The sequence below is a fragment of the Pseudenhygromyxa sp. WMMC2535 genome, assembly GCF_011083025.2.
Map to the genome: position 1 here is coordinate 1,881,781 of NZ_JABJWV010000001.1, position 14,764 is coordinate 1,896,544.

9 protein-coding genes and 1 other RNA gene are annotated in these 14,764 nt (G+C 69.6%); 5 read left to right on the plus strand and 5 right to left on the minus strand.

Annotated features, from left to right (window positions below; genetic code table 11):
- Positions 1-104: 104 nt before the first annotated feature.
- Positions 105-481, minus strand: an RNA gene (gene rnpB, locus G6O69_RS07085) — RNase P RNA component class A.
- 132 nt (positions 482-613) lie between these two features.
- Here rnpB and G6O69_RS07090 point away from each other — a divergent pair.
- From G6O69_RS07090 to G6O69_RS07100, 3 genes are read left to right on the plus strand one after another with little or no spacing between them, the layout of a single operon-like run.
- Positions 614-1,264: a hypothetical protein gene (locus G6O69_RS07090; RefSeq protein WP_172302764.1), complete on the plus strand. Its 651-nt coding sequence runs from the start codon at positions 614-616 to the stop codon at positions 1,262-1,264.
- Between the two features lie 57 nt (positions 1,265-1,321).
- Positions 1,322-4,393, plus strand: a complete 3,072-nt coding sequence (locus G6O69_RS07095; protein ID WP_172302765.1) for a carboxypeptidase regulatory-like domain-containing protein — start codon at positions 1,322-1,324, stop codon at positions 4,391-4,393.
- A gap of 24 nt (positions 4,394-4,417) precedes the next feature.
- Positions 4,418-6,124, plus strand: coding sequence for an ATP-binding protein (locus G6O69_RS07100; RefSeq protein WP_172302766.1), 1,707 nt, complete (start codon positions 4,418-4,420; stop codon positions 6,122-6,124).
- A gap of 105 nt (positions 6,125-6,229) precedes the next feature.
- Here G6O69_RS07100 and G6O69_RS07105 read toward each other — a convergent pair whose 3' ends face one another.
- The 3 genes from G6O69_RS07105 to G6O69_RS07115 are packed head-to-tail and all read right to left on the minus strand — an operon-like array spanning position 6,230 to position 8,390.
- On the minus strand, positions 6,230-6,880 hold the full coding sequence (locus tag G6O69_RS07105) for a polysaccharide deacetylase family protein (RefSeq protein WP_172302767.1): 651 nt from the start codon (positions 6,878-6,880) through the stop codon (positions 6,230-6,232).
- Positions 6,881-6,894: 14 nt separating this feature from the next.
- Positions 6,895-7,482, minus strand: a complete 588-nt coding sequence (locus G6O69_RS07110; RefSeq protein WP_172302768.1) for a VOC family protein — start codon at positions 7,480-7,482, stop codon at positions 6,895-6,897.
- 47 nt (positions 7,483-7,529) lie between these two features.
- Positions 7,530-8,390 carry a fumarylacetoacetate hydrolase family protein gene (locus G6O69_RS07115; protein WP_172302769.1) on the minus strand — a complete coding sequence of 287 codons (861 nt, stop codon included), beginning with the start codon at positions 8,388-8,390 and terminating at the stop codon, positions 7,530-7,532.
- Positions 8,391-8,483: 93 nt separating this feature from the next.
- On the opposite strand from G6O69_RS07115, the gene G6O69_RS07120 reads away from it, so the two are divergent.
- Positions 8,484-9,173: an FCD domain-containing protein gene (locus G6O69_RS07120; protein WP_172302770.1), complete on the plus strand. Its 690-nt coding sequence runs from the start codon at positions 8,484-8,486 to the stop codon at positions 9,171-9,173.
- The gene (locus tag G6O69_RS07125; protein ID WP_172302771.1) at positions 9,170-9,919 is read left to right on the plus strand and encodes an alpha/beta hydrolase; all 750 of its coding nucleotides are present in this window, start codon (positions 9,170-9,172) and stop codon (positions 9,917-9,919) included. The genes G6O69_RS07120 and G6O69_RS07125 overlap by 4 nt, the downstream gene beginning before the upstream one ends.
- Before the next feature lie 13 nt (positions 9,920-9,932).
- Here the strand turns inward: G6O69_RS07125 and G6O69_RS07130 are convergent, their stop codons facing one another.
- Positions 9,933-14,726 (minus strand): TIR domain-containing protein, encoded by a 4,794-nt coding sequence (locus G6O69_RS07130; protein ID WP_172302772.1) that lies wholly within the window; start codon positions 14,724-14,726, stop codon positions 9,933-9,935.
- Positions 14,727-14,764: the final 38 nt, after the last annotated feature.

The following is a 14,764-nucleotide window of genomic DNA, read 5'->3' on the forward strand; positions in this document are numbered from 1 at the left end:
AGCAAACCCACCTGCCTCTGTGACCTGACCGCGAGGCGAAGGTGAAGCCCTCCCCCACCGAGGTCGTGCACCTGGTGAGGGCACGATCGAAGGTGGAGGCAAAGGCGGGCGAGAGGGTCGTAAGCCGGGTCCTGTCCCCGAGTTCGTCGCCTCCCCCGGGTGGTGATCATTCTTCTTCGCGGCACTACCCGAGCACGAGGGCGGGCTACCCTAGCTCGCCTTCCCCGAGGGTCCAGCGAGCGGCTCTGTTCGGCCTTGCTCCGAGTGGGGTTTACCCTGCGACCCCCGTCACCGGGGGCCCGGTGCGCTCTTACCGCACCCTTTCACCCTTACCGACGCGTACGCCGGCGGTTTGCTTTCTGTGGCACTTTCCTGCGGGTCGCCCCGACTTGCATTTCGCAAGCACCCTGCCCTTTGGAGCCCGGACTTTCCTCGATCTGCGACCCCGAGGGGTCCGACCGCGATCACCTCATCCTCTCGACCGCCCTGCCTCCGAGCCGCCGGACTTAACACGACCACCAGGGAAATTCCAGCAGGTCATGGCGCCAGGCTTTTCGTCACCAAGAGCACGCACTACCCTGCTTTGGTGGGCGGAGCACGCGAGCAGCGCATCATGCAGCGTTCCAGGGGTCGGCGAGTCCTCGCAGGCGCGGCCTTCGCGGCCCTCGTGATCGGCCTGACCCTGACCCCCGGCCGCGCACCGGCCACGGTCGCCGAGCAGCGCGCGCGCCTGCCCCCGCCTGCCACCTGCAAGGATCCGGTCGCCGGCGTGTGGCAGTCCCACGCCTACAACCCGATGTACGAGGAATGGGGCCGCTTCACCCTGACGATCCGCCGGGTCGAGGGCAGCGAGACCGAGCTCGAGGGCGAGATCCTCAACGAGAGCTGGTACGGGCCCAAGACCGAGACCGTCCGCGGCCCCTGCCGGAACCGGCTCCAGTATCTCGTGTCCATGGACGCCGTCGGCAGCTACCGCGACGGCGAGGTCGAGTTCCACGGCCTGAGCTGGAAGATGGAAGACGCGATCTGTGCCGTGACCAACGCCTTTGGCTACAACCTCGACCGCTTCTCCGGGACCATCGACCACGAGATCCAGGAATTTCAGTCGGTCAACAACGACGGCGGACGCTACGTCGACGTGCCCACGGTCTTCCGTCGAGTTTCCTGCGACGACAGCGAGGACGTCGAGCCGCGGGTCACCATGGCGCCGCCGCCTTTTTATCCGCCCGAGGAGTCGTCGCGAGGCTGCGGCTTTGGGCAGTAGCACCAAGAGGCGGCCGGCGAGCTTGGCGGGAGACCGATATACTCGGTGTCCTCGCCGATGTCCGACGCCCCCAGCTCACAATCCACGCGGCCGCGCTGGCTGCCCCCCGCGATCTTCACCCTGCTCGTCATGCTCGCGTTCTTGGCATGGAGAGTCGCGGGCGGCCCGAGTGCGTCGAGCGAGTCCGCCGACACGGACGAGCTCGCGGACGCGGGCGCGGGCGTGTCGAACATCCCGGGCTTCGACCCCGCGAGCCACGCGGCCCTCGACATCGATCTCACCCGCGCCGACAAGGCGGCGATCAGCGGGACCGTCCGCGATGAAGCCGACACCCCGGTCTCCGGCGCGAAGGTCTGCGCCATGGCCAACTCACGCGCCCTGCGAGGTCTCGGCGACGACAGCCCCCGCTGTGTCCGCAGCGAGAACAACGGCCACTACCGCATCGAGGGCCTGTGGCCCGTGCCCACGGAGGTCGTCGCCAGCGCCCCGGGCTTCGTGCCCGGGCGCTGGTTCGAGCGCGAGCGCGAGCGTGCGGGCCTCGGCCGCCCGCGCTGGGAGACCGAGCTGCAGCTGCGCCCCGGGCAGACCCGCGAGGACATCGACCTGAAGCTCCACGCCGGCGCCGTGAAGGTCAGCGGCGTGGTCGAGGACATCGCCGGCGGCGGCATCGAGGGCGCGCAGGTCTTCGCCAACCTCAGCCATCAAAACCCCGCCCGCAGCCACGAGATCGGCGCGGCCGTGGTCGAGTCGGGCGAGGACGGGCACTTCGAGCTGTGGACGGCCACCGGCGAGCTGCAGCTCTCCGCCAGCGCCGAGGGCTACGCCGAAGCCAGCACCCGGGCCGTCGCCCCCGCCGAGCGCGTCGTGCTCGCGCTGGCCCCCGAGAGCGTGCTCCTGGGCAAGGTCGTCCACGCCGAGACTGGCGAGGGCCTGCCCGGCGTCGTCGTCGAGTCGGGCGGCGGCGCCAGCGAGCTCGGCGAGACCTCGGGCGTGGTCCGAACCGACGCCGAGGGCCGCTTCCGCATCACCGGCCTGCCCCCCGGCAGCTACAAGCCGATCGCCCGCGGCGACACCTTTTATGGCGAGGCCGAAGAGCGCGTCTTTCTCGGGCTCGCCGAGGCCTCCGAGCCGCTGGTGATCCGCGCCCACCCGGCCAGCTACGTCGTCGGCCACGTGGTGATCGCCAGCGACACCGAGGGCGAGCCCCAGCCCTGCCCAGGAGGCAACGTCTCCCTCACCCTCCCGCACAGCGACCGCGACCGCGCGCGCATCGAAGACGGGGGCATCGTCCGCTTTCGCGGGCTGATCCCCGGCGAGTACGAGGTCGACGTCCGCTGCGACGGCTACCTGTCCGCGGAGCACTACCCCGCGCTGAGCCTGAGCGAGGGCGCGCTCGCCGACGCGACCTGGGAGGTCAGCGAAGGTCTCGCGCTCCGCGGCCTGGTCGTCGACGACGCCGGCGAGGTCGTCGCAGACGTCGACGTGTGGGCCCAGCCCGTCAGCGAGGGTGAGGGCGCGCGCGAGCGAAGCACCCGCGGCGGCTCGCGGACCGACACCGACGGCAGCTTCGTCATCGCCGGGCTGCTCCCCGGGCGCTACGAGGTCAACGCCGGTGGCCGTGGCTGGGGCGGCGGCCGACCGAGCCCCGAGCAGCCGGTCTCCGTGACCCTCGACAACGAGAGCGTCGACGGCCTGCGCCTCGTCCTCCCCGCGGTCGGAGGCGTGCGCGGGCGGGTCATCGACACCAGCGGGCAGCCCGTCGCGGGCGTCGACATCCAAGTCCAAAGTGGCGACAGGCGGCGCAGGGGCGCCTCCTCCACCCGCAGCGACGAGGCCGGCAAGTTCGAGCTCCACGAGCTTCGCCCCGGGGAGCTTCGCGTCGTCGCCCGCAAGGGCGGCAGCACCATGCGCGCGCCAGGGACCACCGACGACGACGATCAAGGCGCGCTCGTCAACATCGAGGCCAACGCCGTCACCGAGGTCGAGCTCGTGGTCGCGCGCCACGATCGCGAGCTTCGCGGGCGGGTCGTCGACGCCGACGGCGGCCCGGTGGTCGACGCCTTCGTCAGCGCCCAGCGCATGTCCGACCGCACCGGCGCCAGCGGCTCGCGTGAGAACTTCATGGTCCGCTCGGCCTGGCGCGACACGCCCGCGCTCACGGATCAGGACGGACGCTTCGTCCTCGACCAGCTCCCCGAGGGCACCTTCTTGGTCTTCGCCCAGCGCAAGGGCGGCGGCGAGGCCTCCGTCGAGGGCGTCAGCCCCGGCGACGATGTCGAGCTCGTCATCCAGGAGGGTGCCTCCCTCGCCGGAGTCGTCCGCGTCGCCAACGAAGGCGCGCTGCCCGATCGTTTCGAGCTCTCGATCCACGGCGAGGCCCAGAGCGTGTGGCGGCGCGAGTCCTTCTTCCGCACCCAGGGGCGCTGGCAGATCGCCGACCTCCCCGCCGGCCACTACGAGATCAGCGTGACCTCCGAGCTCGGCAACGCCGCCGCCGAGGCCGAGCTCGACGCCGGCCAGCAGCTCGAGGGCATCGAGCTCACCCTCCAGCCCCTGCTCACCCTCCGCGGCCGCGTCGTCGACCTCGAAAGCGGCGAGCCCATCCCCAGTATCCAGGTGCTCGCCAACACCAGCGGCCCGAGCGTCCCCGATCCCGAGCGCAAGAACATCAGCGATGAGGACGGCCGCTTCGTGCTCGAGGGCGTCCCCTCGGGCATGGTGAACATGATGGTCATGCCCCTCACTGGCGGCGAGAGCAGCTACGAGACCCAGTGGCTCCCCCTCGAGCTCGCGCCCGAGCCCACCGAGCAAGACCTCGACGACATCACCCTCATCGCCCGGCGCCTCTCCCCCGGCGACGCGCCGGGCGACCTCGGCTTCACCCTAGAAGACAGGTCTCCGGCCAACGACGAGCGCACCATCGTCGCCCTCGTCCGCCACGGCGGCCCCGCGGCGGGCACCGGGCTGGCCGCCAAAGACGAGATCGTGACCATCGACGGACACGATATACGTGGTGAAAATTACAGTCGCTTCTTTGCGCTGACCCGCGCACCGGCGGGCACCAAGCTCAGCCTCGGGCTCGCAGACGCGCGCACCATCGAGCTCGTTTTGGGTCCCGCCCGGAAGTGAGCTGCGCTGTTATCCTCAGCGAGCATGAACGATCGGTCGCAAGCCGAGCGCGTCCTCGACGCACTCGAGATCATCGACGACCTCATCGTCGTCAGCCGCAGCGTCGACGATCTGCTGCGCGAGGCCATCCGTAATTTCATCGACATCTTCGCCTGCGATCGCGCCTTCTTGCAGCTCTTTCGCCCGCTCGGGGACGCCGGCGTCATCGAGTACACCCGCGAGCCGTGGCCGCTGGTGCTCGAGGGCAAGGACCACGAGCAAGACGAGTTTCTACACAAGGTGATCGCCACCGCCCGCGCCCGCGAGGTGGTGCTCAGCTACGGCTCCGAGCCCGGCCCGGGGGTCGAGCCGATCCCCGCGACCAGCGTCCTGCACCAGCAGGGCGTGCGCTCCATGATGGTCGTGGCCATCCAGCCCGAGCTCGGCCCGAGCTGGTTCATGGGCTTTCACGACTGCGCCAAGGCCAGGCGCTTCGAGCACGAGGCGCGCCTGCTCGAGCGCATCGCCGCCCGCCTGGCCCACGCCGTCACCAGCCTCGAGTCCATGGCCCACCTGCGCCAGAGCGAGGACCGCTTCCGCGCCCTGGTCGAGCACGCCCCCGAGGCGATCTTGATCATCGACGTGGGCACCCAGCGGCTGATCGACGCCAACGTCCAGGCCGAGCAGATCTTCGGCTGGCCGCCGGGGCAGCTGCTCGGGGCCAGCGTCGAGCAGCTCAGCCCGCCCACGCAGCCCGACGGCCAGTCCTCCGAGCTGCGGATCACCGAGCTGCTCGCCCTGGTCGCCGCCGGCCAGGAGCAGACCTTCGAGTGGCAACACCGCCGGGCCGACGGCGCGCCCTTCCCCTGCGAGGTCCGCCTCGTCCCCCTGCCCAACCCCGAGCGCCTGCTCGTCCGGGCCAGCGTCGCCGACATCACCGCGCGCCGGGCCCTCGAGCGCGAGCGCGAGCGCCTCGACGCCCAGCTCCACCAGGCCAAGCGCATGGAGGCCATCGGTCAGCTCACCGGCGGCCTCGCCCACGACTTCAACAACTTCCTGACGATCATCACCGGCCAGCTCGAGCTCATGGGCATGGCCCGGGCGGACGCCGCCAGCTTCGAGGCCGAGCTCGCTCTGGCCCTCGACGCCTGCGAGCAGGCCGCGGGCCTGACCCAGCAGCTGCTCGCCTTCGCCCGCCAGCGCGAGCTGTGCCCGCGCCGCGTCCAGCCCGGCGCCGAGCTCGAGCGGATCACCGAGCTGCTGCGCCGCACCCTCGGCGCCGGCGTCGAGGTCGACGTCCACGCCGCCTCCGCCGCCCACGACTGCCGCCTCGACGCCACCCAGTTCGTCAGCGCGATCGTCAACTTGTGCATCAACGCCCGCGACGCCATGACCCAGCGCCGCGGCCACCTGAAGCTGCGCTGCGCCAACCAGTCCATGCCCCCCGGCGCCCGCGTCAGCGTCGACGGTGAGGACATCGTCGGCGACTTCGTCGTCGTCGAGGTCCACGATGACGGCTCCGGCATCAGCCCCGAGCTCCTCGCCCGGGTCTGCGAGCCCTTCTTCACCACCAAGGCCGAGGGCGTGGGCAGCGGGCTGGGGCTGAGCATGGTCTATGGCTTCGTCAAGCAAAGCGGAGGGCACCTCGAGATTCAGAGCGAGCTCGGGGTTGGGACCTCGATTCGGCTGTATTTCCCGCCCTTGTTCGAGCAGCCAGCGGCGCGACTGGCTCGAGAAAGCTCGGCGCCCTGAGCCCTGACGCATCGGGCAATTGGAACGAGCCTGTCGAGCCTGTCGAGCGAGTCGGAGCGAAGGTTCGCGCGACCTTGGCCCGCCGCTGACGGCTCATTCAACCGCTCACTCGGCCGCGCGCACGAAGGCCTCGAGCCCAGCCCGAGGCGCCCCCTCGACAATCGGCAGACACGCCGCAGGAAAGTCATCGCCAAAGCGATGCCCAGCCTCGCGCAGCCGACAGATGAATTCATCGAGGCGCGTCATGGCCTCCGGCAAGATGTCGTGCAGCACGATCACCGCATGCTCGAGGCGCGCTGCGTCGGCCAGCGCTCGCTCGACCCAGCCCTCGGCGTCCAGCCAGTCCCCGGGCACCGAATTCCACAGCACGCAGGTGTGCTTGCCCGCCACCAGCCACTCGACGCTGTCCGGCGAGAGCAGGTGCGGGCCCAGCTTGCCGCCGCCGCCGAAGGGCCGAAACCACCGCGGGCCTCGCCAGACCTCGTCGAGCAGGCGCTGCGTCCCCTCGAGCTCGCGGGCGACGGCCGCGGGCCCGAGGTCCTCGCCCAGCGGGACCTCGTGGCTAAACGAGTGGTTGCCGAGGCGATGCCCGCGGTCCCGCGTGGCCTCGGCCATGGCCATGCCCTCGGCGGTGGCCAGGTGCTTGCCGAGCACGAAGAAGGTCGCGTGGATGGCGTGGGCGTCGAGCACGTCGAGCACCCGCGGCGTGACCTCGGGGTGCGGGCCGTTGTCGAAGGTCAGATGAACCTCGCCCACGTCGCCTCACTCCCTCACTCGGCCGGCTGCTGCTCGCCGCGCAGGCGACGGTAGGCGTTGTTGGCCTCGGTGACCCCGGCGAGCCACTTGTCGAGGTCCGCGCGGGCCGTCTTGGCGTGGCGCTCCATGATCTCCACGGTCTCGGGCACCTTGGTGGTCAGCTCGACCTGCATGCCGTTGGGGTCGTGGAGGTAGACCGAGTAGCAGTAGCCGTGGTCGATCACCATGTGGTCGTAGCCGGCGGCCTGCAGACGATCGCGCAGGGCGAGCACCGCCTGCTTGGACTCGAGCTCGAGGGCGACGTGGTGGTCGAAGGGGTCTTGCTTGCCGAGGATCTCCGAGGGCTTGTAGAGCCCCTCTTGGAACTGGAAGAAGGCGATCGCCGAGCCGTCGCCGAGCTCGAAGAAGGTGTGCACGTAGTTCGAGGGCTTCTCGGTGACCGGGTCGGTGGTCTCGACGAAGGTCCCGATCAGCGGGCAGCCGAGCAGGTCCTCCCAAAAGTGCCGGGTGGCCGCCATGTCGGCGGTGCGATAGGCGTGGTGATGCAGGCCGCGGATTTTGATCTGCGCGCGGCGATCGAGGGTGTCTTGCGACTCGTTCATGCTTGCTCCGAAGGCTGAGGTCCGAGGGGTGCGGGCCGGCGTCGCGCTCAGCGGGGCGGGTCGTCGGCGATGGGGTTGGCCAGCTCGCCGATGGCTTCGATGGCCACGGTGCAGGTCTCCCCAGGGCGAAGGTAACGCGGCGGCGTGCGGGCGTGGCCGATCCCCGCCGGCGTGCCCATGGCGATCACATCACCCGGCTCGAAGGCGAGGGCGGCGGAGAGCAGCGCGATCGTCCGGGCGACGCCGAAGATCATCTTGCCCGTGTCGCCGTCTTGAAACAGCTCGTCGCCCACGCGGGTGGTCATGCGCAGGCCGCTGGCGCCCGGAGGCAGCTCTTCGGGGGTGACCATCCACGGCCCGAGCGCTCCGGTGCCATGAAAATTCTTGCCCAAGGTCCACTGAGAGTCGCGCAGCTGCCAGTCGCGGATCGAGCCGTCGTTGAACACGCTGTAGCCAGCGACGTGATCGAGCGCCTCGGCCTCGGGGATCCGTCGCCCGCCTCGGCCGATGATCACCGCCAGCTCGACCTCGAAGTCCAGGGCCTCGGACTCGGCCGGGCGCAGCATCGCCTGACCGTGGCCGATCAGCGACGAGGCCACCCGCGAGAAGACCACCGGGAACTCGGGGATCGGCAGCTTGGCCTCGCGGGCGTGGACGACGTCGTTGAGGCCCAGGCACATGAACTTGGGCGGCCGCGGGACCACGGGCCGGTAGCTCGCGCCCGGCTCCGCGGCCGGTGCCCGACCCACTGCCGCCTGCGCGCGCTGGTACCAATCCTCGCCCGAAGCGATCAAAGCTCCGAGGTCGGCGCCGAGCGTCGCATCGACGGCGCTGAGATCGCGGATCTGGCCGTCGTGGTGCGCAGCGAGGAAATCACGGCCGTTTTGGCAAAGAGATGCGAGTCGCATGATTCAGCGGCAGTCTACAAATGTCTGCAAAAACATCAAATGGAAATTTCATCTGGATCTGCTTTTCCCCGCCCACTAGAATCCCGCCAAGCCATGGACCAGCCCATCCGTCGTACGGAGGCGTCGGTCGCGACCGACCGCCTGCGCGCAGAGATCGTCGAGGGACGCGTCGCCCCCGGCGCCAAGCTCAAGCTCGTCTCCCTCGCCGAGCGCTATGAGATGAGCCGCGGTCCGCTGCGCGAGGCCGCCTCTCGCCTGGCCGCGGAGGGCTGGGTGACCAGCGAGGACCAGCGCGGCTTTCGGGTCGCGCCGATCTCTCGCGCCGACCTGCTCGACCTCACCCAGACCCGCCAGCGCATCGAGCTGCTCGCCCTGCGCGACGCCATCGAGCACGGCGACCTGGTCTGGGAGGGGCGGGTGATGGCCGCCTGCCACGTACTCGAGCGCGTCACCAACGACGACCCCAGCCCCGCGGCCCGGGCCCAATTCGTCGAGCCGCACCACGCCTTTCACCAGGTCCTGGTCGAGGCTTGCCCCTCCAATTATCTGCTGCGCTTTCGCGAGCACCTCTACGCCCTGACCGAGCGCTACCGCAACCTCGCCTCGCAAAGCGACGCCGGCCTGCGCGGGCGCAGGGACGTCGCCGCCGAGCACCAGGCGATCGCCGAGGCCACCGTGAGCCGCAACCCCGACCAGGCCTGCGAAGCCCTCGCCGCCCACCTCGGCGAGACCGCCGAGGTGCTGATCTCGGCCTACCCGCAGTTCTTTGGAGCCCCCAAGTGAAGCCCGCCCTGCACCGAGTCGAAGACCGCGCCGTCGCCAGCTTGCACCGAGCCGGCAGCGGCCCGAGCGTGGTCCTGATCCACGGCGCGAGCGGGACCGCGTCGAGCTGGGAGCTGGTCGCCGACGCCTGGTCCTGGGCCGACGTCCACGCCATCGCCCTCCCCGGCCGCGAGGGCAGCGATGCCATCGATCACCACCACGTCGAAGACCTCGCCGCCTGGCTGCTGGCCTGGCTGCGCGCCCTCGAGATTCGCCCCTGGCTCGTGGGCCACTCCCTCGGCGGCGGCCTCGCCCTGCGCCTGGCCCTCGACGCCCCCGAGGCCATCGCTGGCGTCGCCATGGTCAGCTCGAGCGCCCGCCTGCGCGTCGCCCCGGCGCTCCTCGAGGCCGTGTCCATCGCCGGCCCCGAGGCCCCGCTCGACTTCGAGTTCGCCTTTGGCCCCGACGCCAGCCCCGAGCTGCGCCAGGCCTACGCCGAGCGCGTCCGCCAGGTCCCGAACCCCACCGGGCTGTGTGACTGGCAAAGCTGCGACAACTTCGACGTCCGCGAGCGCCTCGCCAAGGTCGAGGTTCCGGTGACGGTGATCTACGGCGAGCGGGATCCGCTGACGCCGCCCAAGCACCAGCGCAGCCTCGTCGAGGCGCTGCCGCGGGGGCGGGAGGTGGTCGTGGCGGGGGCGGGGCACATGTTGCCCTGGGAGGCGCCCGAGGCCGTGGCGGCGGGGGTGCGGGAGAGTGTTGATTAGCGGGTCGCGCCGCTCATTTTTGGGAGAGGAGAGGGTCGCAGATTTCGGCGACCTCCGCGTAGCGGGTGGCGTGCTCGACTTGTTTGCACAATAGGCGGATGCCGAGTTCGGGCATTGGCCAGATGTTGATGGTTCCGTCAGCGCTGGCGGTGGCGAGGCGCTCGCCGCTGGGCGAGAACGCCAACGCGTTCACGCTCCCGCTGTGGCCTTCGAGGGTCGCCAGCGCCTCCCCGGTCTCGACATCCCACAACCTCGCCGTATGGTCCTCGCTCCCCGTGGCGAGGCGCCGACCCTCGGGCGAGAACGCCAACCCTCTCACGCCTCCCATGTGGCCCTCGAGGGTATCCAGCACCTCACCTGTCTCGACCTCCCACAACCTCGCCGTGCCGTCATCACTCCCAGTCGCGAGATAGCGCCCATCGGGCGAGAACGCCAACACATTCACAGTATTGATGTGTCCCTCGAGGGTCGCCTCTGCCTTTCCTGCCTCGACCCCCCAGATCCTCGCAGTCTGATCCCTGCTTGCGGTCGCGAGGCGCCCACCCTCGGGTGAAAACACCAGTGCATTCACGGCATTTCCATGCCCCTCGAGGGTCGCCAGCCCCTTCCCCGTCCGCGGCTCCCACAGCCTCGCCGTACCGTCCCAGCTCCCCGTGGCCAGTCGCCTACCATCAGGCGAAAACGCCAGCGCATCCACGGTGTTGCTGTGTCCTTCGAGGATCACCAGCGTCTTCCCCGTCTCGACATCCCACAGCCTCACCGTCTGATCCCAGCTCCCCGTGGCCAGCCGCCTCCCCTCGGGCGAGAACGCCAGCGCACCCACGAACCCAGTGTGCCCCTCGAGGATCGCCAGCGCCTCCCCCGTCTCGGCCGCCCACAGCCTCACCGTCTGGTCCCAGCTCCCCGTGGCCAGCCGCCTCCCCTCGGGCGAGAACGCCAACGCATCCACACTCACGGTGTGCCCCTCGAGGGTCGCCAGCCCCTTCCCGGTCTCGACATCCCACAACCTCGCCGTCCGGTCCCAGCTCCCCGTGGCGAGGCGCTCACCATCGGGCGAGAACGCCAGCGCCACCACGCTCCCGGTGTGCCCCTCGAGGATCGTCAGCCCCTTGCCTGTCCCGAGCTCCCACAGCCTCGCCGTACCGTCCCAGCTCCCCGTGACCAGCCGCCTGCCGTCGGGCGAGAGCGCCAGCGCATCCACGTTCCCAGTGTGCCCCTCGAGGATCGCCAACCCCTCCCCTGTCTCGACTTCCCACAACCTCGCCATACCGTCCCAGCTCCCGGTGACGAGGCGCCGACCCTCGGGCGAGAACGCCAACGCACTCACGAGGCCGGTGTGCCCCTCGAGGCGCATCAGCGCCTCCCCCGTCTCGACCTCCCATAGCCTCGCCGTATAGTCCCAGCTCCCCGTTGCGAGGCACCGACCGTCGGGCGAGAACGCCAACGCCACCACGCTCCCGGTGTGCCCCTCGAAGATCGTCAGCGCCTTCCCTGTCCCGAGCTCCCACAGCCTCGCCCCATGGTCCCAGCTCCCTGTTGCGAGATGCCGACCGTCGGGCGAGAACGCCAACGCCACCACGCTCCCGGTGTGCCCCTCGAAGCTCATCAGCGCCTTTCCTGTCTCGACCCCCCACAGCCTCGCCCCATTGTCCTCGCTCCCGGTCGCAATGTGCCTACCGTCGGGCGAGAAGGCCAACACCTCCACGCTCCCGGTGTGGCCCTCGAAGCTCACCAGCGCCTTCCCGGTCGCGACCTCCCACAACCTCAGCGTGTGGTCCTCGCCCGCCGTGGCGAGCCGTCTCCCGTCGGGAGAGAAGGCCAGCGCGTTCACGCTCCCGCGATGTCCCTCGAGGATCGCCAGCGCCTGCTTTGTCTCCACCTCCCACAGCCTCGACGTCCCGTCTTCGCCCGCGCTAGCGAGGCACTTGCCATCAGGCGAGAACGCCAGCGCGTTCACGGCCTTGGTGTGCCCTTCGAAGGTCGCCAGCGCCTTCCTCGTATCAACCGCCCAAAGCCTCACGGCCCTGCCCCCGCCGGTGGCGAGGCGCTCACCCTCGGGAGACAAGGCCACCACTTTCACGGTCTCGGTGTGCCCCCCAAAGGTCGCGTACTCGACAGCCGGGTCGGCAGCCTCCACACGAAACATGCCGTCGTAGACAGCAGGGGAGGGATCAGAAAAGTCGGGGCCGTAGACCCCCGCAGCCTCAATTGCAAGCAGCGCAGCGTCGACCGTGTAGCCGCTGTGCGCGACTGATAGCGCCGCGCGCAGCCCTTTTTGGCCCGCGACGGCCTGACGCTCCCGCTCTGCCAATTCCGCGTTTTGATCCGCTCGCTTGGCGTTTTTTCTCGCCAAGCGACCATTCTCCTCGGCCCGCGCCTCGTTCTCGGCGTTGAGCTCGACGATGAACAGGAGAACGATCAACAACGCCACAAACACACCCACGCTCGCGCCAAGCCCTCGCCGCCGGCGCCTCTGCGCGACCTCCTCTGACGCTGCAACGAATCTCTCCTCCCGCTCGCTGAGCGCCACCGAGCTCCCCTCGAGCACCCGCCGAGCTTCCTCGACTCGCCCCCTGCTCCACAGATACTGCGCCTCCTCTCTACCCCCGGCGCGCTCGTCCTCCCCCTCACAGCCAACGTCCTTCCCCAGGTACTTCGCGGCGTCTCGAGCGATCTCAGCCCGCAACCGAAGCGCCTTTCGATCGGAGTTCACCCACTCGACGAGCGTCCCCCACTCCCGCAACAGCGCATCATGGGCGAGCTCGACCACCTCCACCCCATCGACCTCGTCGCCGACCAGCACCCGCGCATTCTCCCCAACAAAGACACCGAGCACCTGCCGCGTCTCGTCGTCACTGCCCAATTCGTCCAAGCTCACCCGCCTCCGAGTGTCCCTCAGCGTCTCCTTCCCAATGTTCACGAGCCGTGTCATCAACCGCTGCGTCAGCGCCAGCCCTCGCTCGCCGAGATGCTCAGGCCGACACAGCTTGGCGAGCGCATCCTCAGCGGTCTTCGCAACCGCCCCCTCGAGCCCGCCCGCGTCTGCATAGGACGCATGGCACAGCTCCCTGGACGCCTCGTCTCGCCGCCGCCACAGCTCCCTCAGCACGTGCTCCAAGAGCGGCAAACGCTCGCTGCGTCCAACCACCCCATCGACCAGCTTGTCGACCAGCCGCACCTGAACCTCGAACCCGGCTCGCAGCGCTGGCAATTCTACCACATCACGAATCTGTGCCTCACTCATCGCTGGCAACGCAGAGTAGATGCTCCCGCCATTGAGCAACCCAGCCAGCGCGGAGACATTCACACAGCTGGGCAAAAAGTCTGCGCGCAAGGTCGAGACCACCCAGCACGGCAAGCCAGGCTCCTCGCTCGCCGCGATCAGGTTGCCGACGAAGGCCTCCGCGTCGGATGACCCGCCCCCCTCCTCCTCTCTACCGAGCCCGGCCTGAGCAAACAGCTCCTCGAACTGATCCACGACCAGCAAGAGCATCGCCGGCTGCTCGGCCTCGCCGGCTCGCAGCTCGAGGAGCTGGCTCAGCTCCAGCCGCAGGGTCTCGCAGTCGCGCATGAGCCTGTCTCTCAGGCCTGCGAGCGCCTCCCCATCGCGGCTCTGATCGGATCCCACGCCGCACTCCTTTCGAAGGCGCTGGACCGCCATCGCCAGCGCCTCGCAGGGCCGACGCCCAGGTCGCAGCGTCGCAATCCGCCAAACTCGAGCGCCTTCGAGCACGCCGCTGCGCAGCGCCGGGCACAGACCCCCCAGCACCAGCGACGACTTCCCCGAGCCCGACGCCCCGCTCACCATCAAGAAGCGGGCCTCCGATCCCGCCTCGATCCGCCTGAGAAGCTCGTCGACCTCCTCGTCCCGTCCAAACATCCATCGGGCGTCTCGCTCCTCGAACGCACGCAGTCCAAGGTAGGGGCTCATGTCATCACCAAACACCTGGCGCTCCAGGCCCAGCCATGACCGGCGCTCGTGATCTCTCCCCAGCCGCTCTCCAAGTCTGTCGAGGGCCTGCTCCCAGGACTCGTCCTCGAGCGCCCCATACCCGGCCGGCGCCGACACCCCAGGCAGGGCGACGCCGGCGACCACCACACCGCTGTCCCTGGCGCGCTCCTCGAGCACTCGCCCATACTCGCTGTTGCTCGCCGCCGCGCCCGCCGGCCCATCGACGAGCAACACGGCGGGCGCCCGCCGCAGCGCGTCCTGCAACTGCAGCTTTCGATCACCGCCGGGAAGCAGATCCCACAGGTCGAACCATGGCCGCACGCCGCGACGAAGCAATCCGCGACACAGCCTGGCCACGCGCAGCGTGTCCCCACGCGCATGCGCCACGAACACGTACTCGGGGACCCCTGTCCCGGCCTTGCGCTTCTTCGCCGCGGCCAGACATCGATCTCCGAGCTTCGGCTTGTCGCCGAAGTCGACCCCCATGTGAGCGTGGATATCCTGCGCGATCGTCCCGACATCGTCGTGGATCAGCGCGCGGTACTGCCCGAGAAAGCCCGGCAAGCTGTCCACCCCGACGCCATCGAGCACCGGAATCAAAAAGCCCTTCTTCCCCGCGATGACGTCAGCGATCCCCTTTGTGTACTCCTCGTAGGCATGGGCGTCGCCCAGACCGAGTCTGCTGACGAACACCAGTATCCCATCGGCGCTCGCCAGCCCCTCCTCCATCTTGGCGACGACGTTCTCCCCTGCGAGGATCTCCCACTCGTCGAGCCAGACATCGACAGCCCAGTCCTGACGCAGCGCTCTGGCCAGCTCGCGGACCTTGTCCTTGTCCGGCGAGCGGTGGATCAAATAGACACATGGAGCGTCAGCTGATGTCACCGGCAGAA

Coding starts and splice junctions, on each gene's coding strand:
- G6O69_RS07110 (WP_172302768.1), bottom strand. CDS start 7,482: ATGAACGAGTCGCAAGACACCCTCGATCGCCGCGCGCAGATCAAAATC.
- G6O69_RS07100 (WP_172302766.1), top strand. CDS start 4,418: ATGAACGATCGGTCGCAAGCCGAGCGCGTCCTCGACGCACTCGAGATC.
- G6O69_RS07115 (WP_172302769.1), bottom strand. CDS start 8,390: ATGCGACTCGCATCTCTTTGCCAAAACGGCCGTGATTTCCTCGCTGCG.
- G6O69_RS07090 (WP_172302764.1), top strand. CDS start 614: ATGCAGCGTTCCAGGGGTCGGCGAGTCCTCGCAGGCGCGGCCTTCGCG.
- G6O69_RS07095 (WP_172302765.1), top strand. CDS start 1,322: ATGTCCGACGCCCCCAGCTCACAATCCACGCGGCCGCGCTGGCTGCCC.
- G6O69_RS07120 (WP_172302770.1), top strand. CDS start 8,484: ATGGACCAGCCCATCCGTCGTACGGAGGCGTCGGTCGCGACCGACCGC.